This is a genomic window from Micromonospora sp. DT229 (genome assembly GCF_049844505.1).
Taxonomy (GTDB): domain Bacteria; phylum Actinomycetota; class Actinomycetes; order Mycobacteriales; family Micromonosporaceae; genus Micromonospora.
Genome location: NZ_JBNCLD010000009.1, coordinates 212,497 through 238,427, shown reverse-complemented (window position 1 = coordinate 238,427; position 25,931 = coordinate 212,497). Strand labels below are relative to the sequence as shown.

Here is a 25,931-nt window from a genome sequence, read left to right as displayed (position 1 = left end):
TCCGGGCTACCGGTCGGCTTCGCCGCTGGCGACGTCCGGATGGTGCAGCTCCCGGTCGGCGGCCGGGTCGATGCCGCTGGACGGGCTGCTGGAACGCGGCCCGGTGCGGCCGACCGTGATCGTACGAGGGCTGGGGCGGCTGGGTCGGGGCAACCGCACCCGGAGCAGCCCGTGATCCATCACCGCGTCGATCGCGTCCGGGTCCACCCGGGCCGGCAACTGCACCCGATAGTCGAAGCCCCGGGTCTCGAAGCCACCGGAGATCCCGTGATCGGCGTTGACCTCGGCCTCGGTCCGGGCGCGTACGCACAGCTCCCGGTCGTCCACCTCCACGGCGACCTCCTCGGGAGCGACACCGGGCAGCCGGACGACCACCTCCCAGCCGTCCGGGGTCTCCCCCAACTCCACCTCCGGCGGCCCCGGTCGGCCCCCGACCAGCCGACTCAACTCCGTACGCAGGGACTGCAACTCGCCCAGGGGATCCCAGCCCTGCTGCCCACCCCGCCAACTCCGTCCCGGTCCGGTCATCGCGCCTCTCCCATCCGTTGACTGCTGGACGCCCGCAGCGAACTCGGCGCGTCGAGGTGGGCGTCCCGGTCCACCCCGACCCCTAGCCGGTCGACCAGTTCCCCACCGAGCCAGGCACTGATGCCGAGGATGCCGAGCGCCACCACCTCGATGGCGATCAGTGCGCCACCGGCGGCCCGCGAGTCGGCGTTGAGGCGTACCACCCAGACCGCGGCGAAGAGCAGGATCACCGCCACGTTGGCGGCGGCGTGGGTGAGGGCCACCCGCTTGGCCCGCGTACCGGTCGGGATGGCCAGCAGGTCGAACAGGCCCGCCGCCGCGGCCAGCAGGCCACCGATCAGACCGACCGTGATGTTCCAGTACGCCACCTCGCCGAGAAGATCCGGCCCGCCGACGGTGTCGACGATGTCGAACAGCACCGCCGTGACCAGCAGGGCGACCGGGAACATCACCAGCATGGGATGGACGGGGTGACCCAGAACCTTGAGTCGGCTTTCCATCTCCGGCCTCCACTGCGGTCTCTGACCGGCGTGCTGTCGCCGCGTTGGTGGGCGGTACCCCGGTCACTTGGGGACAAACATGACGACGGGCCCGCCGCACCTACTGCGGCGGTGCCGTCGTCATGGTCAACGCCTGCGACGGGTGGGCAGTGACGGTGGCGGGATTCTGGGCTCGGCCGGCAGGCGCTGCTCGCTCTCGGCCCATCTGCGTAACGGCGACACCTATACCCGGCTGCTGGCGTAACGCGACCTAATTGGCCAAGTGACGACTCTGACCCGGGCGTAGCGGCCGTGCTCGATCGCTCGCCGGCGATGACCGGCTTGCTGTGGATCAATGGGGAGAAAATTGCGGTTCCGGGTGTTAGTGTCCGGCTGCCATCGAGTTGATCGATGGGAACACGGGAGGATAAGCATGGGTAAGGCACGTCGAAACCTCGTCCTGATGGCCAAAGCAGGTACCGTCGCAATGCTGGCCTCGGCATCCGTCTTTACCGTCGCCGCGTCGGCTCAGGCTTCGTTCACCGGCAACACGGTCGAGGGCTGCTACGGCATCGGTTGGACTCGCGACTGGAACCAGGAGTGCGTGAGCGGTGGTGCCAAGAAGACGGGCAACTTCAGGACCGATGCGGACTGCAACAACTCCGGAGACAAAACGCTGACCAGGTACCGCCAGAAGGGCGATGGTCAGAGCGTGGATGGCGAGGACTGCTTCACGGGGTCCCTGCGCACCCTGACTACCTGGTTCCGGCCCTGACCTACGGACGTTGGCGGGGGTCGGTCTTCGGGTCCCGCCACTCGTCGTCCGCCAAGGCATCAAGTTGAAGGGCTATCGGATGACGCTGGAGTTGGTGGAGATTTCCCAGCGCTACGGCGATGTCGTCGCGTTGCGCGAGGTATCGGCCCGGTTGAAGCCCGGAATCACGGGGCTGCTTGGGCCGAATGGTGCGGGCAAGACCACTCTGCTGCGCACCATGGCGACAATCATGCCGCCGGACTCGGGCACCCTCCACGTCAATGGCGTCCAGGTCAACGACGAACGGTCCGCCAGATCAGCGCGACGCCACATCGGCTATCTTCCCCAGAGCTTCGGATACGACCCAGAAATGCGGGTGGGCGACTTCGTGCGTTATGCGGCGTGGCTTCGCGGCTTGCCGGCCGAGCAGTGGGATGCCGGGGCAAAGGAGGCATTGTCCGCCGTTGACCTGCTGGATCGGGCGAAAGTCAAGCTGAAGAAGCTTTCCGGCGGAATGCGTCAGCGCGCCGGGATTGCCTGGGCCGTCGTGGGGCGGCCAGCAGTGATTCTGCTGGACGAGCCGACCGCTGGACTCGACCCACGGCAGCGAATCCAGTTCCGCAGAATCCTGACGGATCTCAGCGACTCCGTCGTAGTGCTGAGCACGCACATCATCAGCGATATCGACTCCACCTGCGACCGAGTCCTGGTCATTTCCAACGGGCAGATCAGATTCGACGGCAGCACGGCGGAGCTTTCCAGATCAGGCCGGGACAACCTGCCCGGGCACACCAGTCTCGAGCGCGCCTACCTGCACCTGGTGCCAGAACAGGAACCATCGCGGTGAACGTCTTTTGGCTACACATTCGTACGTCACCGCTGCGTTGGGCCACCCCGCTCATGTGTCTGGGCGGTGCGGCGCTGCTGCTCTCCGTACCCGGAGACTGGACGGGCATCTGGCCGGAGGCGGGCATCGCCGCCCAGACCCCGGCGTTCTTCCTCAGCGTGGGGGCCGCTGGCGCGGCGGCCTGGACATCGGGTAGCGCCCGACGGCATCGGATGGAGGAACAGACCGCTGCGATGCGCGTCTCCGCGCGCTACCAGGAGGCCGTGCGGTTCCTGGTGACGCACCTTCTGCTCCTCGTTCCCTACCTGTCGACTGCGGCCGTGACGTACGTGATCAGCCTGGCCACCATCTCCGCGCCGGGCCAGCACCTCTGGCTGGGCTACATGCTGATGGGCGTCCTGGTGATGGTCCTCGCCACCACCTGGGGATGGTTGACCGGACGGCACCTGAGCCCGGTCTTCTCCGCCCTGGTCGCGCTGTTGACCTGGTTTCTCTTCCTCGCCTACGTGAGCGACCGCGCCGAGTTCATCGCCAGCAGCGGGCCGCCGTGGCGTACCCCGGATATGGTCGTCATGCTGTTGCGCGCCGCTGCGGTGGCCCTGCTCCTGGTCGTCGTCGTGGCTACGCCGAAAACCTTCGAGGTGTCGCCGACCAGGCCCAGGGTGCAACTGCTGCCCGGTGTCGCGCTTGCGCTGGTGGTCGTTTCCATCCTCGGGCAGAAGGGCATCGTCGACCGACCGCCGCCACAGCAGGCACTCTGTCTGCCAGATCGGATCGTCGTCTGCCTCTGGCCGGAACATGAGAAGTTCGCGCCCATGATCAAAGACATGGTGGCCCGTGCCGAAGGGCTGCCGGACGGATTCGTGCTTCCGGCCCGGCTGCACGAGTACGGCACCCAGGTCATCGACACGCCAGCCGGGCGGCAACAGATCGGTGATCTTGATATCTCTGAAGGTCGGGCATCCGCACTGGCGGTCGGCATGTCAACGGCGATCACCTCGACGACGTTCGAAGGGTGCGACTGGGATGCCATGAGCGAGAAGAACGAACACACGCCGGATGCACTGCGACGGTGGATGGAGCTCCACCTGACCGAGACGGCAGCACCGGACTACACCACCTTCGGTGCCCCGGAACAATTGCACGCGGCATGGGCGCTGGCCGCCCAGGTATACACGGAGCGATCCCCCCAGGAACAACAGACCTGGGTGACGACCGAGATCATCCGAATCCGGCACGCGTACTGTGGCTGATCTGCAGCGCTTCCGGCCCACAATCCGATTCGCCGCCGCCCGACATGGACTTGCCGCGCTCCTGCTCGCCGCCGCCCTCGGGCTCACGACCGCCTGGATCGGCGCCGACGAAATGTACGTTCCGTCATCGACACCCACCGGCGAGACGCTCATGCCGCTGTGGAAGCCGTTGTCGATGGGTGCGGCGGTCATACCGGTGCTCGGACTGTACAGCAGTCTGCGTGACCTGGAAGTCGTCACCACCGCCCGGCTACGCCGGATGGAGAATCTGTACCTGGCAGCAACTTCCGGTCTGGGCGCAATGGTGTTCGTCGGCCTGGCCGCCGTGGCGCTAACCGCCAGTCAACTCTTCCCGATGATCCGCTCGCTGCCTACGTGGTTCGGCCTGGCGCTGCTGTCGGGCCGGGTGGCCGGATGGCGACTGGCCTGGGTTCTGCCGTTGACCGCCGGGACGATGCTGATCTATCTCGCCCCAGGCGACCAGAACGAGTGGTGGGACATCACCGAGCCGACGGGGACCTGGGCCGCCTACGGGCTCTCCCTCGGATGCCTACTCGTGGGACTCGGCGCCTACTGGCTGACCGCCTGGCGCCGCAGATCCCTGCTCGCAGTCCTGCAGCGCGCCCGCCAACGAGGGGCAACCCTCGGGAAACGGCGAAGCCCAGGTCGTTGACCTGGGCTTCTTCACCGAGCCGCCTGACGGAATCGAACCGTCGACCTACGCATTACGAGTGCGTCGCTCTAGCCGACTGAGCTAAGGCGGCAACGATGGCCTAGTGTACGGCACGCGCCGACGACCGGCGGAGCGGGATTGGCCGAGTCGGCATACCGGACAGCCCGGCCCTTCCGGCACGGCAGGGCCGACACCTCGCCCGCTACGCTGCGATGGATGGCCGACGATCACACCCCTCGCGACGAGCCGGTCGACAGCCCTCCGGAGGGCACCCCAACACCCCCGGACGATCCGGCAGCCACCGGCCGGGCCGCTCCCCTAGGGCCGTACGCCGAGGAGGCGGCCGGTGGGCGGGCGGCGCGGCGGCCGCGTAGCACCGATCCGCTGGAGTTGGGTTTCACCCCGCGCAAGCCGGTGCCGTGGCTCGCGCCGCTGCTGCTGATCAGCACCGGTCTGCGTACCCTGCTGGCGATGTTGTTCGGGGCGTACCTGGACAAACGGGAGTTGCAGAAGGCCCTGGACTCGGAGATCGCCAAGCAGGTGGGGCCGGACGGCGGGCTCTGGCTGGATTATGTGGCCGACCTGGGTGACGGGTTCAACGCCACCTACTCGGTCGCCTACCTGCTCGCCCAGCCGGAGTTGACGGTGGACGGGCACCGGCTGCCCCGGGCGCAGACCCTGGTGATGGGCGGTGACCAGGTGTACCCCTCGGCCGCCTACGAGGCGTACGAGGATCGGTGCAAGGGGCCGTACCAGGCCGCGCTGCCGGCCACCCCGCCGGAGCAGCCGACGGTCTTCGCGGTGCCCGGCAACCATGACTGGTACGACGGACTGACCGCCTTTCTGCGGCTGTTCGTCCGCACCCGGGACCGGCATTTCGGCGGCTGGCGTACCGGGCAGTCCCGGTCCTATTTTGCCGCCGAACTGCCCGCGGACTGGTGGCTGCTCGGCCTGGACGACCAGTCCGGTTCGTATGTCGACGATCCGCAGCTGACCTACTTCGACGCGGTCGCCGCGAAGCTGGGCCCGCAGAGCAGGGTGATCCTGGCGGTGCCGGCTCCGGCCTGGGTCAAGGCGGTGGACAACCCGTCGGCGTACGACTCGATCGACTACTTCATCCGGACCATCATCGCGCCCACCGGGGCTCGGGTCCGGGTGTTGATCTCCGGTGACCTGCACCATTACGCCCGGTACACCGGCCCGGACGACCGTCAGCTGATCACCTGCGGCAGCGGGGGCGCGTACCTCTACCCCACCCACAAGCTGCCCGAGCAGATCGAGGTGCCGCCGCGCGACACCCTGGCCCGGCGGTCCAGCCCCTCCCGGTCGTACGCCCTGGCCGCCCGTTACCCCGACGCGGCCCGCTCCCGGCGCTACGGCTGGGGGATCTTCGGTCGGTTGCCCCGCCGCAACCCGGGCTTCGCCACCCTGCTCGGGGTCCTACAGACCCTGCTGATGCTCTCCATGGCCGGGGTGACCGACTTCCGGGTCCTGGCCTCCGAGCAGCGGCTGTTCAGCGTGCCCCTGGTGCTGATGGTGCTGGTGACCGTGCTGGCGGCGGCCCTGTTCGCCAAGCCACCCAGCACCACCGGCAAACGAAATCTGCGGCACTGGATCCTCGGTGTCGCGCACGGGCTGGCCCATGTCGGGCTGGGGGCGGCGGGTACCTGGGCCTGGTTGGCCCTGCCCTTCCACGACTGGTCCTGGCCGTTGCCGGCGGCTGCGGCGGCGGTGCTCTACCTGCCGGTGATCGGTCTGGTGGCCAGTCAACTGGTGGCCCTGTACCTGCTGATCGCCAGCGGGTTCGGGGTGAACGTCAACGAGTTGTTCGCCGGGCAGGGCATCGAGGATGCCAAGGGCTTCGTCCGGATGCGCATCGACCCGGACGGCGCCCTGACCCTCTACCCCGTCGTGGTCGACCGGGTGGCCCGCCGGTGGCGGGTCAACCCCGACCAGTCCACGGAGGCCTCCTGGTTGGCCCCCACCACCGACCTCAAACCCCGCCTGGCCGAACCGCCAGTCCACCTGACCTGACGGCCTCCACACTCACTCGCAGATCCGCCAGTTGCCCTCCTCCTTGATCAGGGGGTAGACCCGGCTGGTGGCGCCGCCCTCGGCCGGGGTGTATCGGACGGTCGCGCTGCCGGTGACCAGACCGTTCTGGTTGGAGACGCTCAGCCCGGTGATCTTGTGTCCGGTCAGGTCCGGCTCCGTGGCCTGCTGCTGCGTGAAGTCCGCCTCGCTGACCCGATCCCGGATTCGGATGCAGAGCTGCTGATAGGCGGTCGGATAGTCGCGTTCCACCAAGGCACCGGCGAACGTGTTCACTGTGGAACGAACCGGCCCGGTGGCGTCCATCGCCACCCGGTAGATCAGGAAGGCGCCGAGCGCCCCACCAGAGCAACAGAGTGCGAGCACCACACCCAACACGATGAACAGAACCCGCTTGGACTTCTTCGGCGGCGGCGCGGCCGGCTGATATGCCATGCGGGCAGGGTAGGAAACCCGAACAAGCCCAAGATCGCAGGGTACGGGCAGGCCGGGAATCCAGGGCGATAAATCACCCTAAAGCAGCTCGGAGAGCCTCCGGGCCGGTCACTCCCCCTGCGGCGACAGGCCCGGCTCTGCGGCGGAGGGCCTTTCGTCGTACGCGATGCGGGGGCGGCAGACCTCGGCCAGCGAGCAGCGTTTGACCGCCCCGTCACTGAGCTGCCGGACGGTGACGGTCTCGCTCGGCGGATGCCGGGACACGACCTTGCCCGGTCCGGAGGGGGTCTCGACGCGCTGCCCGCTCGCGGGGTACGTGCCGCTCGCGGCGTACAGCGGATGCTCGTACTTGAGGCAGCACATCAGACGCCCGCAGGCACCGGAGATGCGCAACGGGTTCAGTGGCAGGTCCTGGTCCTTGGCCATCCGGATGGTCACCGGCTCGAAGTCGTTGAGGAAGGTGGCGCAGCAGAGGTCCCGACCGCAGGAGCCGATGCCGCCCTGTACCCGGGCCGAGTCGCGGGCGGAGAGTTGGCGCAACTCCACCCGACAGTGCAGGGTCGCCCCGAGGTCGCGTACCAGGGAGCGGAAATCCACCCGGTGCGGGGCGGTGAAGTAGATGGTGCTGCGCTCTCCGCCATCGTCGCCCTTGCTGAAGACGTGGTCGATCGCCACCACCTTCATCGGCAGCCCGTGGGCGCGGATCAGCCGCTTGGCCGCCACCTTCGCCTCGGCCTTACGGCGCCGCAGGTCCTCGTCGCGCCGCAGGTCCTCCTCCTGCGCCAGCCCGGCGAGCTTGGGGAAGCCGTCAGTGTCCTCGGTGACCCACTGCGCGGCCCAGACACACTCCGCGACCTCGGGACCGTCGTCCGTGGGCACCAGCACCTTGTCACCGACCTGGGGGCGCAGGTCACCCGGATCGAGGTAGTAGAGGCGGCCGTAGCGCTGGAAGCTGACCGCACAGAGCATGCCCATGCTGTAACCCTACGACGTCACAGCGTGCTCCTGCTGCCTACGCGGGTCGGCACCAGCCGCAAGGGAGGCGACAGTCGAGGCGGTACCCGGCGGTCGGCACCACCAGCCGGTCGGCCTCCAGCCCGCCTCACCAGCCGATACGGGTCGATCGGGCGCCGGGGGCAGGGCCGTTGTCCGGGCGGAACCGGGCGCTCTCCGGCCGCCAGGGTGATTCGGCCAGGCTCGGCGCCCACTGCCGCAGCAGGGTCTCCGCACCGTCGTAGGCCACGCAGAGCACGGCCAGCACCCGGGCGGCGATCTCGGCGGCAGCGGCCTCCCCCGGGGACAAGGGTCCAGAGTGGGAGGGGACCCGCCCCGGTGAGGTGGCCGTCAGGACCGCCACCGCCTCGGCGGAACCGATCACCTCGGCCAGGGTGCGGGCGACCGCGAGACGGCTGCCCTCCACCCAGTCGGCCAGGGCGTCGGCGTAGCCGGCGGTCGCCTCCAACCGCCCGACCAGGCTCTCCGGACCCTCGTCGAGATGACGCAGCAGCATCGCCCGGGACTGACCGTACGCCGCAGCGGCCGACCCGGACCAGAGCGGCGGATCGGTGAGGGCGGCACAGGCATGGTCGTACCCGTGGATGTGTCGGCGCACCGCGTGACCGGCACCGGCCAGCGGGGCGGGTCGAAGGCCGAGGAAGCTGCGCAGGGCTTCACCCGGCAACACCTGCATCCGCCGCAGCAGCGGCCAGAGTCGGTGTCCCTCGGGGGCACCGGCGGCCAGCAGGGTGTCCACCCGGCGCAGCAGGTCCAGGCCGGGCTCGGCGAGCCGGTCCAGGGCGTCCATCACCCCTCCCGGACCACTCGGCGGGCGACCAGGGAGTCGGTCTCGGCGTAGCGGTTGGCGGCCTGACGCAGGGCGTCCGCCGTGTCGGCCAACTTCGCGGCGGCGGCCCGGGCCTCCCGGGCCCGGTCGCCGGTCGCGGCCGCCCACTGCCGGTGCAGGGCGCGCCCGATCTCACCCGGCCGACCGGGGGCGTCGGCGCCGAAGACCACCTGCGTGGGATCGGCGGCGGTGATCGACCGGGAGAGGGCGGTCAGGCTGGCACTCGCCTCGTCCAGCCGGGCGGCCAGGGCGCGGAGGTTGTCCATCTCAGGCCCCCGCGAGCGGCCGGTAGGCGGTGAAGGTCTCGTTGTGCAGTTTCTCCCGGGCCCACTGGGCGGCGTCGGCCGCGGCCGTGACCGCCGCCCGCACCGAAGCGGCCACATCCCGGGGGGCCCGGTGGTGCAGGGGGCCGAGGAAGCGTACGTCCGTGATCCGGCCGCTGGCGGTCACCACCACCTCGACCAGGCCGTCCGGTGACCGGACGGTGACCTCGACCGTCGCCACGGCCCGGTCGAACTCGGCCTGGAGGGACTCGATCCGGCGGTAGCGCCGCACCGCCTCCTCGATCCACGCCTCGTCGATCTCGCCCCGCGGCATCAGCGGACTCCTCCCCGACTGTCTCACTCTGGGTGCCGCCGCCGTCACCACGGCACACCGGACCGTACCGCACGTCAATTGGGCGTGTCGATGCCTGTGGATAACGGTCCGGCCGACAGGACCTGGCCGGGTGTCAGCCCTTCCAGAGGGAGAGCATCATGGCCTCGACGGCGATCCGGGGCTTGACGTTCGCCTCGATCGCGGTGCGGCACGCCAGTACGGCTTCCAGCCGGCGCAGCGCCCCTTCCGCCTGCCAGGTACGCGCGCCGGCATCAGCCAACTCGACCGTGTCGGTGTGCACCGGCGCCACCGGTGCCCCCAGCGCCATGGTCAGGGCGTCCCGGTAGAACGCGGCCAGGTCGACAAGCGCCCGGTCCAGCGCGTCCCGCTGGGCCCGGGTGGCCCGTGACTTCTGCCGCCGTTCCAGGTCCTTGAGCTGCCCGGCGGAACCCCGGGCCGCGCCGGCCGCACCCCGGCCGGTACCACCCGCCCCCAGGGCCGTCTCCAGCGCGGCCCGCTCCGTGGCGTCGACCTCCGCTACCGCCGCCTCGGCTTCGGCCTCGGCCGCCTCGATCAGCGCGGAGGCCGCGTCGAAGGCCGCACCCACGCTGGTCAGTCGGCGGGGTACCGCGAGCACCGCCTCCCGCCGAGCCCGGGCCTGAGGGTCACCGGCCAGTCGCCGGGCCCTACCGACATGCCCCTGGGTGGCCGCCGCCGCCCACCGGGCCACCTCGGGCGCGATCCCGTCCCGACGCACCAGCACCTCGGCCACCGCCTCCGCTGCCGGCTGCACCAGGGGTACGACCCGACAGCGGGACCGGATGGTCACCGAGATGTCGTCCGGGTGGGTGGAGGGGGTGCAGAGCAGGAAGACCGTCCGGGGCGGCGGTTCCTCCACCGCCTTGAGCAGTGCGTTGCCGGCCGCCTCGGTCAACCGGTCGGCATCCTCGATGATCACGACCTGCCACCGGCCACCGGAGGGGGTGCTGGAGGCGCGCAGCACCAGCGCCCGCATCTCGCCGACCCCGATGGAGAGCCCGTCGGGCACCACCAGTCGCACGTCGGCGTGGGTGCCGGCCAGGGTGGTGTGACACCCGGGGCAGTGCCCGCAGCCGGTGCCCTGCTCGCACTGCAGGGCGGCGGCGAAGGCCCGCGCCGCGACCGACCGACCGGAGCCGGGTGGGCCGGTGAAGATCCAGGCGTGGGTCATGCCGGCGCCGGGATCGGGCCCGCCGACCGCCGGCTCCTGATCGCCCCGGGGGGCGCGCAGCACCTCGGCTGCGGCGGCGGCAGCCCGGCGTAACGTGTCCACCGCCTCGTCCTGCCCGACCAGGTCGGCGAAGGCGTCCGGCATCAGGTCCGCTCCGTGGTCACCAGCTCCGTTGGGGATAACTCGGGCTGCACCGAGGTGTCCGGGCCGCTGGCCGGCCCCGGGTGGTCCAGGTCATCGGAGGCGAGCAGTTCCGCCACCCGATCGGCGACCCGCTCGGAGATCTGCTCGGCCGGGTGCCCGGCGTCGAGCACAAGGTAGCGCTTGGGGTCGGCGGCGGCCAGGTCCAGGAAGGCGTACCGGACCCGCTCGTGGAAGGCCAGCGACTCGGCCTCCAGCCGGTCGACCGTCTGGCTGCGCTCGGCCACCCGGGACAGCCCGGTGCGGGGGTCGATGTCCAGCAGCACCACCAGGTCGGGCTTGAGCCCACCGGTGGCCCAGGAGGAGAGCCAGGAGAGTTCGTCGACCGGCAGGGTACGCCCGGCACCCTGGTACGCCAGGGAGGAGTCGACATACCGGTCACTGATCACGACGGCGCCCCGGGACAGGGCCGGCCGGACCACGGTGGCCACGTGATGCGCCCGGTCGGCGGCGTAGAGCAGGGCCTCGGCGCGCGGCGAGGGTGCCTCGTCGTCGACGCCGTTGTCCAGCACCAGGGACCGGATCCGGGTGCCTACCGCGGTGGCGCCCGGTTCCCGGGTGACCACCACGTCCCGCCCCTCGGCCCGCAGCCGCTCGGCCAGCTGGGCCAACTGGGTCGACTTGCCGGCGCCCTCGCCGCCCTCGAAGACCACGAACAGCCCGGCCGAGACGAAGGGCTCCGCCGGCATCAGCGGACGGCCCCGGATCGATCCCCACAGGTCGGCCAGGACCGGGACGCCCTTCTTGTCGTCCATCTGGCCGAAGGCACTGATCCCGGCGAAGATCCCGGCCGCCCCGGCGGCCAGCAGCAGCAGGCGGGTGGCGGAGATCGAGATGCCCAGGTCGGCGATCACCAGCTGACGGGAGCCACCGACACCGGCGAGCAGGCTGCCCAGCGCGATCGCCAGGATCAGCACCAGCCGGGTGCCGATCTGCACCACGGCGAAGACCCGACCGCGTACCTCGTCGGCGACCTCGCCGCCGAGCAGGGTGGTGCCGGAGAGGAAGGCCATTCCGGCACCGGCGCCGACCAGGACCGCGCCGACCAGGGCCATGGACAGGTGGAAGGCGAAGGCCAGGGTCATCACCGAGGCGCTGGCCAGCACGATGCTCATGCCGAACCAGCGACGCCGGGACATGTCCCGCACGATCGTCGGGCCCAGCCCGATGCCGATCGCCAGGCCCAGGAAGATCGCTCCGAAGAGCAGGAAGAAGGCGGCGTCACCGGCACCGAGGGAGTTGGCGAAGAACCGGGCGGTGCCGATCACGATGCCGCCCCCGGCGAAGGCACCGAAGATGCCCAGCACCAGGCCACGGACCAGGGGGGTTTTCCCGATGTACCGCCAGCCCTCGTTGAACTGGCGCAGCATGCTCTGCTCGGACTGCTCCTGCCGCTGGCGCTGCCCCTGGCTGATCTCCTTGATGCCGTAGGCGACGACCACGGCGGTGGCCAGTCGGGAGAGGGAGTTGAACCAGAGCGCCAACTGGGCCGGCTCGGCCCAGGAGGGCATCTCGCCGCCGGTGGCACCCCGGACGATGGCGTCGAGGGAGGAGAGCACGATCGCGGCGAAGATCGGCGTCAGGCCGTACGTGGTGATCAGGGTCAGCTGGTTGGCGGTCTCCAGCCGGGCACGCGGGATGAGGTTGGGTACGGCCGCTTCCTTGGCCGGGATCCAGAGCAGGGTGACCGTCTCGATCAGGAAGGTGGCGATGGCCGCCCAGGTGACCACCCGAGCACCACTGGCGCCGGTCAGGGCGTACAGCGGGATGGAGGCGAACAGCACGAACCGCAGCAGGTCGCAGATGACCATGGTCCACCGCCGGTCGAACCGGTCGGCGAACACCCCGGCGATCGGGCCGAGCAGCAGCGCGGGCAGCAGTCGGATGGCGATCACGCCACCGAAGGCCGCGCCTTTGGCGGTGCTCCCCTCCACCTGGGCGGCGGCGAAGACGCTTGTGGCGAGCAGGCCGAGCCAGTCGCCGAAGGAGGCCGCGCCGAGCACGATCCAGAGCCGGCGGAAGGGCCGGATGCGCAGTACGGAGCGGATGGCGGGATAACCGGTCAGATCGGCCTGGCCGGTCGTACCGCCGGATCGGCTCTGACCGGCGGGTTGCTCCGCGGACGGCGACACGCCGGACGACTCGCCGTTGAATTGGCTTTCGATGGCCGTACCTCCACGTGCCGGCCCATCGCTGGGCACCCCCGGTGGAACACTCTAGACCTGCGGGGGGCCACCCCCGTCACGCCTCACCTTGCCTGCCGAGCCTAGGCCGCAGTTGCCGACCGGTGTTGAGCAGGCTGTACGCGAGGGTGTTTCGCATTCACCGTTTCACAGTTAGCGTGCACACGTGGCCACCGACAGCGAGAATCTGCGCCACCGACTGGACCGGGCGACCCGGCACCTCGATCCTCCGTACGCGGTGGTCGACCTGGCCGCCTTCGATACGAACTCCGCCGCCCTGATCGCCCGGGCCGGCGGCAAGCCGTTGCGGGTCGCCAGCAAGTCCCTGCGCAGCCGGGAACTGATCGCCCGGGCGCTGGGCCGGGCCGGCTGGCAGGGAGTGATGGCGTTCACCCTGCCCGAGGCGATCTGGCTGGTGCGTACCGGGATCACGGCCGACGCGCTGGTGGCGTACCCCACGGTCGACCGGGGGGCGCTCGCCGAACTCGCGGCCGATCCGGCCCTCGCCGCCGCCATCACCCTGATGGTCGACGACCCCGACCAGCTGGATTTCCACGACGCGGTGCGGCCCCCGGGGAGCCGGCCCGAGCTGCGGGTCTGCCTTGATCTGGACGCCTCGTGGCGGCTGCTGGGCGGCCGGGTGCACGTCGGGGTACGCCGCTCACCGGTGCACAGCGCCCAGGCCGCCGGCCGGTTGGCCGCCACGATCGCCGCCCGGCCCGGCTTCCGGCTGGTCGGCCTGATGTCGTACGAGGCACAGATCGCCGGGGTCGGCGACGCGCCACCCGGGCAGGCGGCGCTCGGCCCGGTGATCCGGCTGGCCCAGCGCGGGTCGTACCGCGAGCTGCTGGCGCGCCGGGCCGCGGCGGTGGCCGCCGTGCGCGACCACGCCGACCTGGAGTTCGTCAACGGCGGCGGCACCGGCAGTGTGGCCGCGACCAGCGCCGATCCCACGGTCACCGAGGTCACCGCGGGATCGGGGCTGTACGGGCCGACACTGTTCGACGGCTATCGGGCCTGGCGTCCCACCCCGGCGGCCTTCTTCGCCTGCGCGGTGGTCCGTCGGCCGGCACCCGGGCTGGCCACCGTGCTCGGCGGCGGCTGGATAGCCTCCGGCTCGGCCAGCCGCAGCCGACTACCCCGACCCTGGCTGCCCACCGGACTCACGCTGGTCGGCACCGAGGGGGCCGGTGAGGTGCAGACCCCGGTGGCCGGTGACACGGCCGACCGGCTGCGCCTCGGCGACCGGGTCTGGTTCCGCCATGCGAAGTCCGGTGAGCTGTGCGAGAGGGTGAACGAACTGCACCTGGTGGAGGGGGACCAGGTGGTGGCCACCGTGCCGACCTACCGGGGCGAGGGCCACGCCTTCCTGTGATCCGGCGGTGTCGGGCTCGGTCAGCCGGGCTGCCGGGGCCTGCGCGGGCCGTGCCGGGTGGCGAAGCTCAGACGGGCTGCGCCGTCGTCTCCGCGGAGTCGACGATCTGGTCGTCGGCCGGCTTCGCGGGCTGCACGACCGGCCGGTGCCCGGTGTCGCCCCGGGCGTCCACCTGACGGTGCAGGTAGTCGCGGATGAGCGCCTTGGCCTCGACCAGGACCCGATCGTCGCCGTCGGACCTGCGCCGGAAGGCGAGCTTGATCAGCGCGTCGGCCACTTCCACCGCGATTTCCAGATGGAAACGCAGCTCGGGCACGTCGGCGAGGCCGAAGCGCTCGGTGAGCACCCGGGCCAACTGGTCGGCGATCACCCCGTTGTTGTCCCGCTGCTCATCGAGCAGATGCAGGTCGACCACGTCGCCGAAGTGCAGGGTACGGAAGCCGGGGACGGTGCGGTGCATCGTGATGTACTCATCGATGCTCGCGTCGACCCCGTCCCACCAGTAGGTCAGATCGTCCGAGGCGAAGCGCTCGTCGAGCCGCTGGAGGTACGCCTCCATCGTGCGCAGGGTCAGCGCCTGCACGATCGCCCGCTTGTCCGGGAAGAACTGATAGACCGACCCGATCGCCACCTCTGCCCGCTCGGCGAGCAGGGTCGTGGTCAGCCCCTCGTACCCCACTTCGTCGACGAGTTCGGCGCAGGCGTCCAGCATCCGCTGGACCCGCGCGACACTACGACCCTGCACCGGAACCCGGCGCAGTGGCCCGGTCGTGGCGGCTGAAGTGGACACTCGCCACCCCCTCTCGACGGATGAACATATCTACACGTCACCAGTTCGTGACTACCGGTACAACGAGCGAATCTCGATTGCGGTGTTTACCAGGAACAACGTTCCTGATATGAACGCCATTCATATTCATCTGAAGGAGCGCCGATGCCCCGAAGCAGCGCCGCCGACGCCACCACCTGGTCAAACTGGGCGGGAAATCAGCACAGCGCGACAGCCGCCGTCCTGCGCCCCACCACTGTCGCCGAGGTTGTCGAGCAGGTCCGCTCCGCCGCCGAGGCCGGTGCCCGGATTCGCCCGGTCGGCAGCGGCCACTCCTTCACCCCCGTCGCGGTCGGCGACGGCAGCCGGATGGACCTGGCCGAACTCGCCATCGACGTACGTGTGGACATCGATCGGCGCCTCGTCACCGTACCGGCCGGGATGACCCTGCGGCAGCTCAACTCGCTACTCGCCGACCATCAGTTGGCGCTGCCCAATCTCGGGGACATCGACGCCCAGACGGTGGCCGGGGCGATCTCCACCGGCACCCACGGCACCGGTGCGGCATACGGCGGACTGGCCACCTTCGTGGCGGCCCTGACCCTGGTCACCGGCACCGGCGAGGTCCTGCACTGCTCCGCCGAGGAGCACCCCGAGGTGTTCGACGCGGCCCGGATCTCCCTCGGCGCCCTCGGGGTACTGGTCGAGGTGACCCTGCGCTGTGTGGACGCCTTCGTACTGCGGGCACACGAACGCCCGGCCGCCCTGGACACCGTGCTGACCGACCTGCCCGACCTGGTCGGCACCCACGACCACGTCGAGTTCTTCTGGTTCCCGTACAGCCGCCGGGTGCAACTCAAGGTCAACGACCGGGTACCCGCCGACGACCGGCCCCTGCCTCGCTGGCGCGGCTGGCTGGACGACGACTTCCTGGCCAACACGGTCTTCGCCGGGGCCTGCCGGCTGGGCCGCGCGGTACCGGCCCTGGCCCCGACGATCAGCGCCCTCTCCGCCCGGGCACTCAGCGAACGCGTCTACACCGGCCGCTCCGACGCGGTCTTCTGCAGCCCCCGCCGGGTCCGCTTCGTGGAGATGGAGTACGCGCTACCCCGCGACGCCCTGCCCGAGGCGCTGCACGCCCTCCGCCGGATCATCGACCGGCTGCCGTTCCGGGTGCTCTTCCCGGTCGAGGTGCGCTTCACCGCCGCCGACGACATCTGGCTGTCCCACTCGTACGGCCGGGAATCGGCGTACGTGGCCCTGCACCAGTACCTCGGTATGCCCTACGAGCCGTACTTCCGCGCCTTCGAGCAGGTGGCGACGGAGCTGGGCGGCCGCCCGCACTGGGGCAAACTCCACTGGCGCGAGGCCGACTCACTGGCCGAGGCCTACCCCCGCTGGCAGGACTTCCAGCGCATCCGCACCCACCTCGACCCCCACCACCTCTTCACCACCCCGTACCTGTCCACGCTCCTCGGCTGAAGCCAATGTGAATCTTGGTACGAAATCGCCCTCCGAGGGGCACCTTCGTACCAAGATCTCGTGGCTGTCCACAGGGGCGACGCGGCGAGGGTCTGGGTGGGCAGGGTGGGGGTGTGCGGAGACAGGGTGAGCAGTGGGGGTTGCCGGGGGATGGGGCGGATGAGCTGACGTGGTTGTTGTTTCATCAGGAGCAGGTACTCAGTCTCGATCAGGCTCGGCGGCATCTGTCGCCGAAGGCCATTCGGCACCGGGTCGCCTCGGGACGCTGGCAGCAGGTGCACCGGGCTGTCTATGTCACACACAACGGCCCGATCGCACCAGTGCAACTGCCCTGGATCGGCGTTCTGTCCGCCGGTCCGGCGGCGGTACTAGGCGGGTTGAGTGCGGCGCGGGCCTGGGGCCTGCGCAGGTACGACGACGGACTCGTGCACATCCTGCTGCCGGCGAGCCGACAGTCTCGGGCCCTGCCGCCCGGCATCCGCGTGCACCGCACCACCCTGCTGCCCGACGCCGACATCCTCGATGTGGGGCAGCCCCGCCGGACGATGCCGGCCCGATCGTTGGTGGACGCGGCACAGTGGGCACCGAGTGACCAGGAAGCTCGGGCGATCATCGCGGCCGGATTTCAGCAACGCCTGGTCGCTGGTGAGGACGTACGGCAGGTGCTGGATCGCCTGCCGCGAGCCCGGCGCCGCGACCTGATCGCGCAGACCGCCGCCGATGCGGCAGGTGGTGCGCATTCGCTGCCCGAGCTCGACTTCCTGCGACTGGTCAGGCGGGCCGGGCTGCCCGAGCCCACCAGGCAGGCTGTCCGCCGGGACGCCGCCGGCCGGCGCCGTTACCTGGACGCCTGGTTCGAGGAGTGGCGGGTCCATGTGGAGATCGACGGCAGCCAGCACCTCGATCCGGCCACCGCCTGGGCGGACATGCGCCGGCAGAACGATCTGTGGCGCAGCGGCGACCGAGTGCTCCGCTTCCCCGCCTGGGCAATCCGCCACCACCCCGCCGAGGTCATCGCCCAACTCCGCGCCGCCCTACTCGCCGCCGGCTGGCGCCCCTGACCCGAGATCTTGGTACGAAACCGCCCTCCGAGGGGCGCTTTCGTACCAAGATTTCTGGCGGGGTTACTCGGGGCGCGCGGAGGTCGCCTTTTTGGGGGCGGCTTTCTTGGGGGCGGCCTTGGTGGCCTTGGTAGCGGCAGCCTTGGTGGACTTGGTGGCGGTGGACTTGGTGGCGGTGGACTTGGCGGCCTTGGTGGTTTTCTTGGCTGCGGTGGTCTTGGTCGCCTTGGTGGTTTTCTTGGTGGCCTTTTTGGGGGCGGGGCCCTTTGCTCGCTTCTCGGCGAGCATCTCGGAGGCTTCCTCCAGGGTCAGCGCCTCCGGGGTCTGGCCGCGCCGCAGGGAGGCGTTGGTCTCCCCGTCGGTGACGTACGGGCCGAACCTGCCGTCTTTGATGACCAGCGGCTTCTCAGTCAGCGGATCGGCGCCCATCTCCCGCAGGGGTGGAGCGGCGGCCCGCCGCTGACGGGCCTTCGGGGTGTTGAGCAGAGTCAGCGCCTCGTCCAGGGTGACGGTGAACATCTGGTCTTCCGAGTCCAGCGAACGGAACTCGTCGCCCCGCTTGACGTACGGGCCGAAGCGGCCGTTGTTGGCGAACACCTCGGCGCCGTCGGGTCCCACCCCGACCAGGCGGGGCAGGCTGAGCAGCTTGAGGGCCTCGTCGAGGGTCAGCGAATCCGGCGACTGCGAACGCAGCAGGGAGGACTTGCGTTCCCCACTGGCCACGTACGGGCCGAAGCGGCCGGACTTGAGCAGGATCGGCTCCCCGGTCGCCGGGTCGTCGCCGAGCTTGCGCTCGCCACCACCGCCGAGGAACAGCTCGTGCACCTTCTCCGGGGTCAACTCGTCGGGGGCCAGTCCCTCGGGGATCGGCGCCCGGTCGCCCGGGGTGCCGCCCTCCTCGCCCTCCGCCTTCGGCGCGGGCTGCTCGCCGGGCAGCGCCCGTTGCAGGTACGGCCCGAACCGGCCGACCCGCACGACCACCTCGCGACCTTCCTCGTCGGTGAACAGCGGGATCGAGTTGACGCTACGCGCGTCGATGTCGCTGAGGTTCTCGGTGACCAACTTCTTCAGCCCGCCGGAACGGGCGATGTCCTGGTCACCGGCGCCGTTGGTGGTGCCGAAGTAGAACGCGGTGAGGAAGTCGACCGCCGCGTGGTCGCCACCGGCGATCTCGTCCAGCTCGTTCTCCATGCTGGCCGTGAAGTCGTAGTCGATCAGGCGCGGGTAGTGCCGCTCCATCAGCCCGATCACCGCGAAGGCCAGGAAGGACGGGATCATCGCCTGGCCGCGCTTGACGACGTATCCCCGGTCCTGGATGGTCTGCATGATCGATGCGTACGTGGAGGGACGACCGATGCCCAACTCCTCCAGGGCCTTCACCAGCGACGCCTCCGTGTAGCGGGAGGGCGGCTGGGTGTGGTGACCCTGGGCGGCCAACTCGTCGGCGGTCAGCGGCTGGTCCTTGACCAGGTTGGGCAGCCGACGCTCGGCGTCCTCGGCCTCGGCGTTCTCGTCGTCGCTGGACTCGACGTACGCCCGCAGGAAGCCCGGGTCGGTGATGGTCTTGCCGGTGGCGCCGAAGTCGGCCTCCTCACCGGCGGTGGTGGTCGCCCGGATCCGCACCGAGACGCTGGAGCCGACCGCGTCGGTCATCTGGGAGGCGATGGTGCGCCGCCAGATCAGCTCGTAGAGCTTGTACTCCTCGCCGGACAGTTCCTTGGCCACGTCACCGGGGGTGCGGAAGTTGTCCCCCGCCGGGCGGATCGCCTCGTGGGCCTCCTGGGCGTTCTTCACCTTGCCGGTGTAGCGGCGCGGCTCCGGCGGCACGCTGCGCTCACCGTACAGCTCGACGATCTGCCGGCGGGCCGCCGCGATGGCGGTCTCCGACAGGTTCACCGAGTCGGTACGCATGTAGGTGATGTAGCCGTTCTCGTAGAGCCGCTGCGCGGTGCGCATCGTCTGCTGCGACGAGAACCGCAGCTTGCGGGCCGCCTCCTGCTGGAGGGTGGAGGTGATGAACGGTGCGTACGGGCGGCGCCGGTAGGGCTTCTCCTCGACCCGGGTGACCGTGAAGGGGCGCCCGTCCAGGCGGGCGGCCAGCCCTCGGGCACCGCTGGAGTCCAGGTGCACGACTCCCGCTCCGGCGCGCACCTTGCCGGTGGTCGGCTCGAAGTCCTTACCGGTGGCGATCCGATCACCGTTGAGGGCCACCAGGGTGGCGTTGAAGGTACGCGGGCCCTCGCCGGCCTTCCCCACCGCCAGGGTGGCCAGGATGTCCCAGTACTCCGCGGTGCGGAAGGCCATCCGCTGCCGCTCACGTTCGACCACGATCCGGGTCGCCACGGACTGCACCCGGCCCGCCGACAGCTTCGGCATGACCTTCTTCCACAGCACCGGGGAGACCTCGTAGCCGTAGAGCCGGTCGAGGATGCGGCGGGCCTCCTGGGCGTCGACCAGACTGCGGTCGATCTCCCGCGGGTTGGCCACCGCGGCCTGGATGGCCGGCTTGGTGATCTCGTGGAAGACCATCCGCCGGACCGGCACCTTCGGCTTGAGGGTCTCCACCAGATGCCAGGCGATCGCCTCGCCCTCACGGTCCTCATCCGTGGCCAGGAAGATCTCGTCGACCTCCTTGGCCAACTTGATCAGCTTGCTGATCTGCTGCTTGCGGTCGGCGGAGACGACATAGAGGGCATGGAAGCCGTTGTCCACGTCGACACCGAGCCGGGCCCACGGCTCGCCCTTGTACTTCGCAGGCACGTCGGCGGCGTTGCGCGGCAGGTCGCGGACGTGCCCAAAGCTGGCCTCCACGACGTACCCCGGGCCCAGGTAGCCCGAGATCGTCTTGGCCTTCGCCGGCGACTCGACGATGACCAGACGGGTGGTTCCAGCATTGCTCGGCACTTCGGTTTCGACCTCATTCCCACTCGTGGCCGCGCCTGTCCGGATCGGGGCACGCCCGACCCCGATACCCGGCGGTCCGGATGTCCAACGTAACGCGCCGTCCGTCGTTCGGGTTTCGCGGGCGGCAATCCGCTCGGGACGATCCGTGGTCACGCCGAACGGCGTCACCGTACACCCTGGGTAGGGTCAAAGGCGTGCCACTGTGACCATGGCAGCCCCTCGGTGGAGGTGAAACCCGGCCGTTTCTCCGGACGTGCGCTGGCCCCCGGGCTGTCCCGGATCGGACATCCGTCACCCGCCCGACAGCGGCGATCAGTCGCGGACCGGCCAGGCTCCGGGCGGCGCTGCGGGTGGGGGTTCGCCGACCAGTTCCGCCAGCCGCAGCACCCGCCGCCGTCCGGTGATCCGGTACGCGGGGCCGCCGGCCGCCGGCTCGACCAGTTCGCCGACCAGCCCCGCGGCGACCAGGGCCGCACCGACCACCGCCCAGCGACCCGGGTCCAGGCCCCCGAGGTGCAACACCACGGTGTCCGGCGAGTCGATCACCCCGGCCGTGGCCAGCCAGAGCCGCAGCCGCCGGCCGTCCAGTTGAAAACCGGCCGGTGGCTGCTGCGTCCCACCGCGCAGCCAGGCCGCTGCCAGCGGCACGATCGCCCGGGTGTACGCGGTCCGCACGGCGTACCGCCGATCCTCGGTCGGGGTCCAGGCGGCCCGGACCCCCCGCTGGGCCAGTTCGGTGACGAGCACATGGACCCGCCAGGCCGCCCCCACCACGACCGACAGCCGGGCCGTGCCGCCCATCCGGTGCACCTCGCCCGGCCCGGCCAGCAGACCGGCCAGGTCGGCGACCGAGGGTTCGGCGGTCTCCGCACCGAAGAAGACCAGTTGCCGGTCCCCGGCCGGGGTGCCCTGGTCGGGCTCGGCCGCCGGTACCCGGGCCCGTCGGGGTGTCGGTGGCGCCGCAGCAGGCACCGGGAAGGACACCGGCAGCGGTTGCGCCGCCGATGTCTCACCGGGACCGCTCAATGGCATTCGGGTACCTCGTCGAAGGCGCGCTTCAACTCCTCCGAGTTCAGTCGGCTGGTGTCGAGGGCGCTGGCATCGTAGTCCTGTTGCAGCCGCTCCACCGCCGCCTGCACGCCGTCGTAGAAGGTGGTGGCCTCACCCGTGCCCAGCCCGTCGATCGTGCTCCGGGCCCGGCCGTAGGCGTCCCGCATCGACGCCAGGGACGCCCGGAACCCTTCGGAGATCTCCGCACCGTCCTCGACCGCCGGCACCCCGGCCTGCTCCACCTTGCGACGAGCGTCCTCGCTGGCCTGTTCGGCGCCACCGAAGAGTCGGACCAGGTTCTCCTTGGCCTGCGCGGGGGTGGTCTGTGCGGTCATCTGCTGGTCGGTGCTGCTGGTCAGCTTGCTGATCTCGGCTCGCCAGGGGGTCAACGCCGAGCACACCGAGGCGGCCCACGCCCGAGGGCTGGGACCGTCGGATCCGCAGCCGGTCAGCAGGACCACCGTGGCCAGGACCACCGTCACCGCTCTGGCGGCGTCCGCCCGGCACGTACGCATGCGTTGCAGGGTACGGCCTCCTGTTGCCCTCGGCACCGCCTCACCGGTGCCGGTCCCGCTGCGCCGACCGGTCCCCGGGCGTGGTGCCGCTGCCCGGGGACCGGTGACGCTCAACGCAGGGTCAGGCCTTGATCTCCTCCGGACGCGGGTCCGCGGTGCCCGGCCCGCTGGGGGAGTCCTCCTCCAGGGCGATGCTCTTGCGCTTGCTGAACACCACCGCCGCGACCACGATCAGCGTCGCCACCACCGCGATGGTGATCCGCAGGCCGACGTTGCGGTCGTCGCCGATGCTCCAGGCCACCACGGCCGGCGCGATCAGCAGCGAGACCAGGTTCATCACCTTCAGCAGCGGGTTGATGGCCGGACCGGCGGTGTCCTTGAAGGGGTCACCGACGGTGTCGCCGATGACCGTGGCGGCATGCGCGTCGGAGCCCTTGCCGCCGTACGCGCCGTCCTCGACCATCTTCTTGGCGTTGTCCCAGGCGCCACCGGAGTTGGCCAGGAAGACCGCCATCAGCGTGCCCGCCCCGATCGCACCGGCCAGGTACGACGCCAGCGCGCCGGGTCCGAGGCCGAAGCCGACCGCGATCGGCGCCAGGATGGCCAGCAGGCCGGGGGTCAGCAGTTCGCGCTGCGCGTCCCGGGTGCAGATGTCGACGACCTTGCCGTACTCCGGGCGCTGGGTGCCGTCCATGATCCCGGGCAGCTCACGGAACTGCCGGCGGACCTCCATCACCACGGCACCGGCCGAGCGGGAGACCGCGTTGATGGCCAGGCCGGAGAAGAGGAACACCACCGCCGCACCGATGATCAGGCCGACCAGGTTCTGCGGGTTGGACACGTTCAGCGCGTTCAGGATCTCGGCACCGACGTCGGTCACCCCGGCGTCGGCGTACGCGATGCGCAGGGTGTCGGTGTACGAGCCGAACAGCGCGGTCGCGGCCAGCACGGCCGTGGCGATCGCGATGCCCTTGGTGATCGCCTTGGTGGTGTTGCCCACCGCGTCCAGCTCGGTGAGGGTACGGGCGCCGTGCTCGTCGATGTCGCCGGACATCTCGGCCACGCCCTGGGCGTTGTCGGAGATCGGGCCGAAGGTGTCCATCGCCACGATCACGCCGACGGTGGTGAGCAGACCGGTACCGGCCAGCGCCACGGCGAACAGCGACAGGGTGATCGAGCCGCCACCCAGCAGGAAGGCGCCGAAGACACCGGCGGCGATGAGCAGCGCCGAGTAGACCGCCGACTCCAGGCCGACGCTGATGCCGGCGAGGATGACGGTGGCCGGGCCGGTCTGCGAGCTCTTGCCGATGTCCTGCACCGGACGGCGGCTGGTCTCGGTGAAGTAGCCGGTCAGCGCCTGGATGGCGGCGGCCAGCACGATGCCGATGACGACCGCGCCGATGACCACACCACGCGGGCCGAACGGCGGGTCGCCGCCGTCCACGCCGAGCGCGGTCCGCCAGTCGTCGCCGAGCTGCGCGGCCCAGGAGGGCTGGAGGTAGACGAAGGTGGCCACCGCGACCAGTACCGCCGAGATCAGCGCGGACAGGTAGAAGGCCCGGTTGATGGCGGTCAGCCCGTTGCGGTCGGAGGCACGCAGCTTGGTGATGAAGACGCCGATGATGGCGACCAGCACACCGATGGTGGAGATGATCAGCGGCAGCACCAGGCCGTCGGTGCCGAAGGCGGCGCGACCCAGGATCAGCGCGGCGACCAGGGTGACCGCGTACGACTCGAACAGGTCGGCGGCCATGCCGGCGCAGTCACCGACGTTGTCGCCGACGTTGTCGGCGATGGTGGCCGCGTTGCGCGGGTCGTCCTCGGGGATGCCCTTCTCGACCTTGCCGACCAGGTCGGCGCCGACGTCGGCGGCCTTGGTGAAGATGCCGCCGCCGACCCGCATGAACATGGCCAGCAGGGCGGCGCCGAAGCCGAAGCCCTCCAGCACCGTCGGCGCGTCACCCCGGAAGATCAGCACCACCAGCGCGGCACCGAAGAGGCCCAGCCCGACGGTGAGGAACCCGACCACCCCACCGGTCCGGAAGGCGATCTTCATGGCCACTTCCCGGCCGCCCTCCCGCTCCCGGGCGGCGGCGGCGACCCGCAGGTTGGCCCGGGTGGCCAGCCACATGCCTGCACCGCCGATGAAGGCGCTGAACAGGGCACCGACCACGAAGAAGAGCGAACGGCCGATCTTCACCGCGGTCTCGTTGCCGTCGGTCTGGTGCACCGGCAGCAGGAAGAGCAGTACTACGGCGATCACCACGAAGATCGCCAGGGTCCGGAACTGCCGGAACAGGTAGGCCGAGGCGCCCTCCTGCACGGCCCCGGAGATTTCCTGCATTTTCTCGGTGCCCTTGCCGGCGGCCAGCACGGTCTTCGTCAACGCGGCGGCGAAGGCGAGCGCGACCAGCGCGATCACCGCGGCCATGACGACGTACGTGACGTTGGCTCCGGTCAGGGAGATCGCGCCGCCGCCCTCGGCGGCCAAGCTGTCGGACATCTGTGTCCTCCTGTGCCGAACAACGCGCCGGCCGGTGGAGACGCACCGACCTGCGCCTGGATGCGAATTCGCAAGTGCGCGCTGAGCAGCCCTCGGCGAGCCAGCGCCTCCACGCCCAGCTGCGCTGGCTGCCCGATGGATCACTTGCTGACAACCCGCGTACTCTAGCCCTCCGCAGTGTTCGAGGTCACAGCGAGGTGCCCGGCAATGTCGATGATCTTCGTCGCTGTGTTATGAGATTAAATCTGATATAGGGGTCCATCCATGACAAAGCCGCCGCATTCCCTGCTCAGGGAAGGCGGCGGCCAGCGGGTCGATTCGACTAGCGGGTCAGTGGCCAGACCATCCGGACCTCGGTGCCGATGCCGTCATCGACCGGGCGCACCTGGAGATCCTCGACGAACCCGGCGAGCAGGGCGAAGCCCACTCCGGTGGTGAGGTCGTCCTCGTTGAGGGACTCGTTGGCCAACTGGTCGGCGTTCAGGGCGGCCAGGCCGATCCCCGCCTCTATCGGCGCCCGGTCGACCACCCGCACCGCGTACGCCCCGGAGTCGGACATCTCCACCAGCACCGGCTCGGTCAGCCCGTACTGGCGGTGCAGGGCCACCGCCCGGGTGCACGCCTCACCGATGGCCAGGCGCACCTCGTCGAGCAGCTCCTCGCGGATCCCCGCCCGGCGGGCGACCGCCACCCCGACCAGACGGGCGGTACGCACATGCACCGGCGCCGGGGAGAAGGAAAGCCGTACCGTCGCCATCACGCGCCAGCGCCGGTCGCCGCTTCGACCGTGGGATGCAGTGGGAACACCTGGTCCAGGGCGGTGATCCGGAAGATCTTGAGCAGCGGCTCCTTGTCGCAGACCAGGGCGAAGGTGCCGTCGGCCGTACGCAGTCGCTTGAGCGCGCCGACCAGCACACCCAGCCCGGTGGAGTCGAGGAAGTCGACCCGCCCCAGGTCGACCACCACATGCCGGGCACCGGAGTCGATCAGCTCGAGCAGCCGCTCGCGGAGCCGGGGGGCGGTGTAGACATCCACCTCACCACCGACCTCGAGCACCGTGTGCTCCCCCACGGTACGGGTCGCCAGCGACAGCTCCATCGATCCTCCCTCGACGCGGCCGTAAGCTTCATGGGCATCTAACCACTACCCCTGAGACCACCCGACGACTCACCGGGATCGGTTTTCACCGTAGTGGCACGCCAATTTCCCATTTCCGA

The 25,931-nt window shown here is 70.3% G+C and carries 24 protein-coding genes and 1 tRNA gene; 8 read left to right on the top strand and 17 right to left on the bottom strand.

Going from position 1 to position 25,931, the window contains the following annotated elements:
* Window positions 1–6: 6 nt before the first annotated feature.
* The gene (locus ACLQ2T_RS17270) at window positions 7–528 is read right to left on the bottom strand and encodes an Hsp20/alpha crystallin family protein (protein WP_425767302.1); all 522 of its coding nucleotides are present in this window, start codon (window positions 526–528) and stop codon (window positions 7–9) included.
* Window positions 525–1,028, bottom strand: coding sequence for a DUF2231 domain-containing protein (locus ACLQ2T_RS17265; protein ID WP_425767300.1), 504 nt, complete (start codon window positions 1,026–1,028; stop codon window positions 525–527). Before ACLQ2T_RS17265 ends, ACLQ2T_RS17270 begins: the two co-directional genes overlap by 4 nt.
* Window positions 1,029–1,440: 412 nt before the next feature.
* Here ACLQ2T_RS17265 and ACLQ2T_RS17260 point away from each other — a divergent pair, with 412 nt between their 5' ends.
* The 4 genes from ACLQ2T_RS17260 to ACLQ2T_RS17245 all read left to right on the top strand — a co-directional run bounded on the left by ACLQ2T_RS17260 (window position 1,441) and on the right by ACLQ2T_RS17245 (window position 4,534).
* Window positions 1,441–1,782, top strand: a complete 342-nt coding sequence (locus ACLQ2T_RS17260) for a hypothetical protein (RefSeq protein WP_425767298.1) — start codon at window positions 1,441–1,443, stop codon at window positions 1,780–1,782.
* 79 nt (window positions 1,783–1,861) lie between these two features.
* A complete protein-coding gene (locus ACLQ2T_RS17255) occupies window positions 1,862–2,608 on the top strand; it encodes an ABC transporter ATP-binding protein (protein WP_425767296.1) in 747 nt (248 codons plus the stop codon).
* 212 nt (window positions 2,609–2,820) lie between these two features.
* Window positions 2,821–3,861 carry a hypothetical protein gene (locus ACLQ2T_RS17250; RefSeq protein WP_425767294.1) on the top strand — a complete coding sequence of 347 codons (1,041 nt, stop codon included), beginning with the start codon at window positions 2,821–2,823 and terminating at the stop codon, window positions 3,859–3,861.
* On the top strand, window positions 3,854–4,534 hold the full coding sequence (locus ACLQ2T_RS17245; protein WP_425767292.1) for a hypothetical protein: 681 nt from the start codon (window positions 3,854–3,856) through the stop codon (window positions 4,532–4,534). Before ACLQ2T_RS17250 ends, ACLQ2T_RS17245 begins: the two co-directional genes overlap by 8 nt.
* 17 nt (window positions 4,535–4,551) lie before the next feature.
* Here ACLQ2T_RS17245 and ACLQ2T_RS17240 read toward each other — a convergent pair.
* Window positions 4,552–4,625: transfer RNA gene (locus ACLQ2T_RS17240), tRNA-Thr, on the bottom strand.
* 125 nt (window positions 4,626–4,750) lie between these two features.
* On the opposite strand from ACLQ2T_RS17240, the gene ACLQ2T_RS17235 reads away from it, so the two are divergent.
* Window positions 4,751–6,568 (top strand): metallophosphoesterase family protein, encoded by a 1,818-nt coding sequence (locus tag ACLQ2T_RS17235; protein WP_425767290.1) that lies wholly within the window; start codon window positions 4,751–4,753, stop codon window positions 6,566–6,568.
* Between the two features lie 12 nt (window positions 6,569–6,580).
* On the opposite strand, the gene ACLQ2T_RS17230 is transcribed toward ACLQ2T_RS17235, so the two are convergent.
* The 7 genes from ACLQ2T_RS17230 to tmk all read right to left on the bottom strand — a co-directional run bounded on the left by ACLQ2T_RS17230 (window position 6,581) and on the right by tmk (window position 12,908).
* Window positions 6,581–7,021 (bottom strand): hypothetical protein, encoded by a 441-nt coding sequence (locus ACLQ2T_RS17230; protein WP_425767288.1) that lies wholly within the window; start codon window positions 7,019–7,021, stop codon window positions 6,581–6,583.
* Between the two features lie 108 nt (window positions 7,022–7,129).
* Complete coding sequence (locus tag ACLQ2T_RS17225; protein ID WP_425767286.1) at window positions 7,130–7,996, bottom strand: PSP1 domain-containing protein; 867 nt, start codon at window positions 7,994–7,996, stop codon at window positions 7,130–7,132.
* Between the two features lie 127 nt (window positions 7,997–8,123).
* Complete coding sequence (locus ACLQ2T_RS17220; protein WP_425767284.1) at window positions 8,124–8,825, bottom strand: hypothetical protein; 702 nt, start codon at window positions 8,823–8,825, stop codon at window positions 8,124–8,126.
* Window positions 8,825–9,130 (bottom strand): type VII secretion target, encoded by a 306-nt coding sequence (locus tag ACLQ2T_RS17215; RefSeq protein WP_425767282.1) that lies wholly within the window; start codon window positions 9,128–9,130, stop codon window positions 8,825–8,827. Before ACLQ2T_RS17215 ends, ACLQ2T_RS17220 begins: the two co-directional genes overlap by 1 nt.
* A gap of 1 nt (window position 9,131) precedes the next feature.
* Window positions 9,132–9,461: a YbaB/EbfC family nucleoid-associated protein gene (locus ACLQ2T_RS17210; RefSeq protein ID WP_327023180.1), complete on the bottom strand. Its 330-nt coding sequence runs from the start codon at window positions 9,459–9,461 to the stop codon at window positions 9,132–9,134.
* Between the two features lie 133 nt (window positions 9,462–9,594).
* Window positions 9,595–10,815, bottom strand: coding sequence for a DNA polymerase III subunit delta' (locus tag ACLQ2T_RS17205; protein WP_425767279.1), 1,221 nt, complete (start codon window positions 10,813–10,815; stop codon window positions 9,595–9,597).
* Window positions 10,815–12,908, bottom strand: coding sequence for a dTMP kinase (gene tmk, locus ACLQ2T_RS17200; protein ID WP_425767362.1), 2,094 nt, complete (start codon window positions 12,906–12,908; stop codon window positions 10,815–10,817). Before tmk ends, ACLQ2T_RS17205 begins: the two co-directional genes overlap by 1 nt.
* Window positions 12,909–13,221: 313 nt before the next feature.
* On the opposite strand from tmk, the gene ACLQ2T_RS17195 reads away from it, so the two are divergent.
* The gene (locus ACLQ2T_RS17195) at window positions 13,222–14,430 is read left to right on the top strand and encodes an amino acid deaminase/aldolase (RefSeq protein ID WP_425767277.1); all 1,209 of its coding nucleotides are present in this window, start codon (window positions 13,222–13,224) and stop codon (window positions 14,428–14,430) included.
* A 67-nt stretch (window positions 14,431–14,497) separates the two neighbouring features.
* On the opposite strand, the gene ACLQ2T_RS17190 is transcribed toward ACLQ2T_RS17195, so the two are convergent.
* Entirely contained in the window at window positions 14,498–15,142 is a 645-nt protein-coding gene (locus ACLQ2T_RS17190) for a TetR family transcriptional regulator (protein ID WP_425767360.1), read from the bottom strand.
* Between the two features lie 222 nt (window positions 15,143–15,364).
* Between ACLQ2T_RS17190 and ACLQ2T_RS17185 the strand changes: the two genes are divergently transcribed.
* On the top strand, window positions 15,365–16,681 hold the full coding sequence (locus ACLQ2T_RS17185) for a D-arabinono-1,4-lactone oxidase (RefSeq protein WP_425767275.1): 1,317 nt from the start codon (window positions 15,365–15,367) through the stop codon (window positions 16,679–16,681).
* A 113-nt stretch (window positions 16,682–16,794) separates the two neighbouring features.
* Window positions 16,795–17,742: a DUF559 domain-containing protein gene (locus ACLQ2T_RS17180; protein WP_425767273.1), complete on the top strand. Its 948-nt coding sequence runs from the start codon at window positions 16,795–16,797 to the stop codon at window positions 17,740–17,742.
* Between the two features lie 63 nt (window positions 17,743–17,805).
* Here the strand turns inward: ACLQ2T_RS17180 and topA are convergent, their stop codons facing one another.
* From topA to ACLQ2T_RS17150, 6 genes are all read right to left on the bottom strand, one after another.
* Window positions 17,806–20,646, bottom strand: a complete 2,841-nt coding sequence (gene topA, locus ACLQ2T_RS17175; RefSeq protein ID WP_425767271.1) for a type I DNA topoisomerase — start codon at window positions 20,644–20,646, stop codon at window positions 17,806–17,808.
* A 312-nt stretch (window positions 20,647–20,958) separates the two neighbouring features.
* A complete protein-coding gene (locus ACLQ2T_RS17170; protein WP_425767269.1) occupies window positions 20,959–21,678 on the bottom strand; it encodes a hypothetical protein in 720 nt (239 codons plus the stop codon).
* Window positions 21,669–22,211 carry a hypothetical protein gene (locus ACLQ2T_RS17165; protein WP_425767267.1) on the bottom strand — a complete coding sequence of 181 codons (543 nt, stop codon included), beginning with the start codon at window positions 22,209–22,211 and terminating at the stop codon, window positions 21,669–21,671. The genes ACLQ2T_RS17170 and ACLQ2T_RS17165 overlap by 10 nt, the downstream gene beginning before the upstream one ends.
* A 121-nt stretch (window positions 22,212–22,332) precedes the next feature.
* Window positions 22,333–24,714, bottom strand: coding sequence for a sodium-translocating pyrophosphatase (locus ACLQ2T_RS17160; RefSeq protein WP_425767265.1), 2,382 nt, complete (start codon window positions 24,712–24,714; stop codon window positions 22,333–22,335).
* Window positions 24,715–25,036: 322 nt separating this feature from the next.
* Window positions 25,037–25,471, bottom strand: coding sequence for an ATP-binding protein (locus ACLQ2T_RS17155; RefSeq protein ID WP_425767263.1), 435 nt, complete (start codon window positions 25,469–25,471; stop codon window positions 25,037–25,039).
* Window positions 25,471–25,812, bottom strand: a complete 342-nt coding sequence (locus ACLQ2T_RS17150) for an STAS domain-containing protein (protein ID WP_131307231.1) — start codon at window positions 25,810–25,812, stop codon at window positions 25,471–25,473. The genes ACLQ2T_RS17155 and ACLQ2T_RS17150 overlap by 1 nt, the downstream gene beginning before the upstream one ends.
* Window positions 25,813–25,931: the final 119 nt, after the last annotated feature.

Coding starts and splice junctions, on each gene's coding strand:
- ACLQ2T_RS17270 (WP_425767302.1), bottom strand. CDS start 528: ATGACCGGACCGGGACGGAGTTGGCGGGGTGGGCAGCAGGGCTGGGAT.
- ACLQ2T_RS17265 (WP_425767300.1), bottom strand. CDS start 1,028: ATGGAAAGCCGACTCAAGGTTCTGGGTCACCCCGTCCATCCCATGCTG.
- ACLQ2T_RS17260 (WP_425767298.1), top strand. CDS start 1,441: ATGGGTAAGGCACGTCGAAACCTCGTCCTGATGGCCAAAGCAGGTACC.
- ACLQ2T_RS17255 (WP_425767296.1), top strand. CDS start 1,862: ATGACGCTGGAGTTGGTGGAGATTTCCCAGCGCTACGGCGATGTCGTC.
- ACLQ2T_RS17250 (WP_425767294.1), top strand. CDS start 2,821: ATGGAGGAACAGACCGCTGCGATGCGCGTCTCCGCGCGCTACCAGGAG.
- ACLQ2T_RS17235 (WP_425767290.1), top strand. CDS start 4,751: ATGGCCGACGATCACACCCCTCGCGACGAGCCGGTCGACAGCCCTCCG.
- ACLQ2T_RS17230 (WP_425767288.1), bottom strand. CDS start 7,021: ATGGCATATCAGCCGGCCGCGCCGCCGCCGAAGAAGTCCAAGCGGGTT.
- ACLQ2T_RS17225 (WP_425767286.1), bottom strand. CDS start 7,996: ATGGGCATGCTCTGTGCGGTCAGCTTCCAGCGCTACGGCCGCCTCTAC.
- ACLQ2T_RS17220 (WP_425767284.1), bottom strand. CDS start 8,825: ATGGACGCCCTGGACCGGCTCGCCGAGCCCGGCCTGGACCTGCTGCGC.
- ACLQ2T_RS17215 (WP_425767282.1), bottom strand. CDS start 9,130: ATGGACAACCTCCGCGCCCTGGCCGCCCGGCTGGACGAGGCGAGTGCC.
- ACLQ2T_RS17210 (WP_327023180.1), bottom strand. CDS start 9,461: ATGCCGCGGGGCGAGATCGACGAGGCGTGGATCGAGGAGGCGGTGCGG.
- ACLQ2T_RS17205 (WP_425767279.1), bottom strand. CDS start 10,815: ATGCCGGACGCCTTCGCCGACCTGGTCGGGCAGGACGAGGCGGTGGAC.
- ACLQ2T_RS17190 (WP_425767360.1), bottom strand. CDS start 15,142: ATGCTGGACGCCTGCGCCGAACTCGTCGACGAAGTGGGGTACGAGGGG.
- ACLQ2T_RS17185 (WP_425767275.1), top strand. CDS start 15,365: ATGCCCCGAAGCAGCGCCGCCGACGCCACCACCTGGTCAAACTGGGCG.
- ACLQ2T_RS17170 (WP_425767269.1), bottom strand. CDS start 21,678: ATGCCATTGAGCGGTCCCGGTGAGACATCGGCGGCGCAACCGCTGCCG.
- ACLQ2T_RS17165 (WP_425767267.1), bottom strand. CDS start 22,211: ATGCGTACGTGCCGGGCGGACGCCGCCAGAGCGGTGACGGTGGTCCTG.
- ACLQ2T_RS17160 (WP_425767265.1), bottom strand. CDS start 24,714: ATGTCCGACAGCTTGGCCGCCGAGGGCGGCGGCGCGATCTCCCTGACC.
- ACLQ2T_RS17155 (WP_425767263.1), bottom strand. CDS start 25,471: ATGGCGACGGTACGGCTTTCCTTCTCCCCGGCGCCGGTGCATGTGCGT.
- ACLQ2T_RS17150 (WP_131307231.1), bottom strand. CDS start 25,812: ATGGAGCTGTCGCTGGCGACCCGTACCGTGGGGGAGCACACGGTGCTC.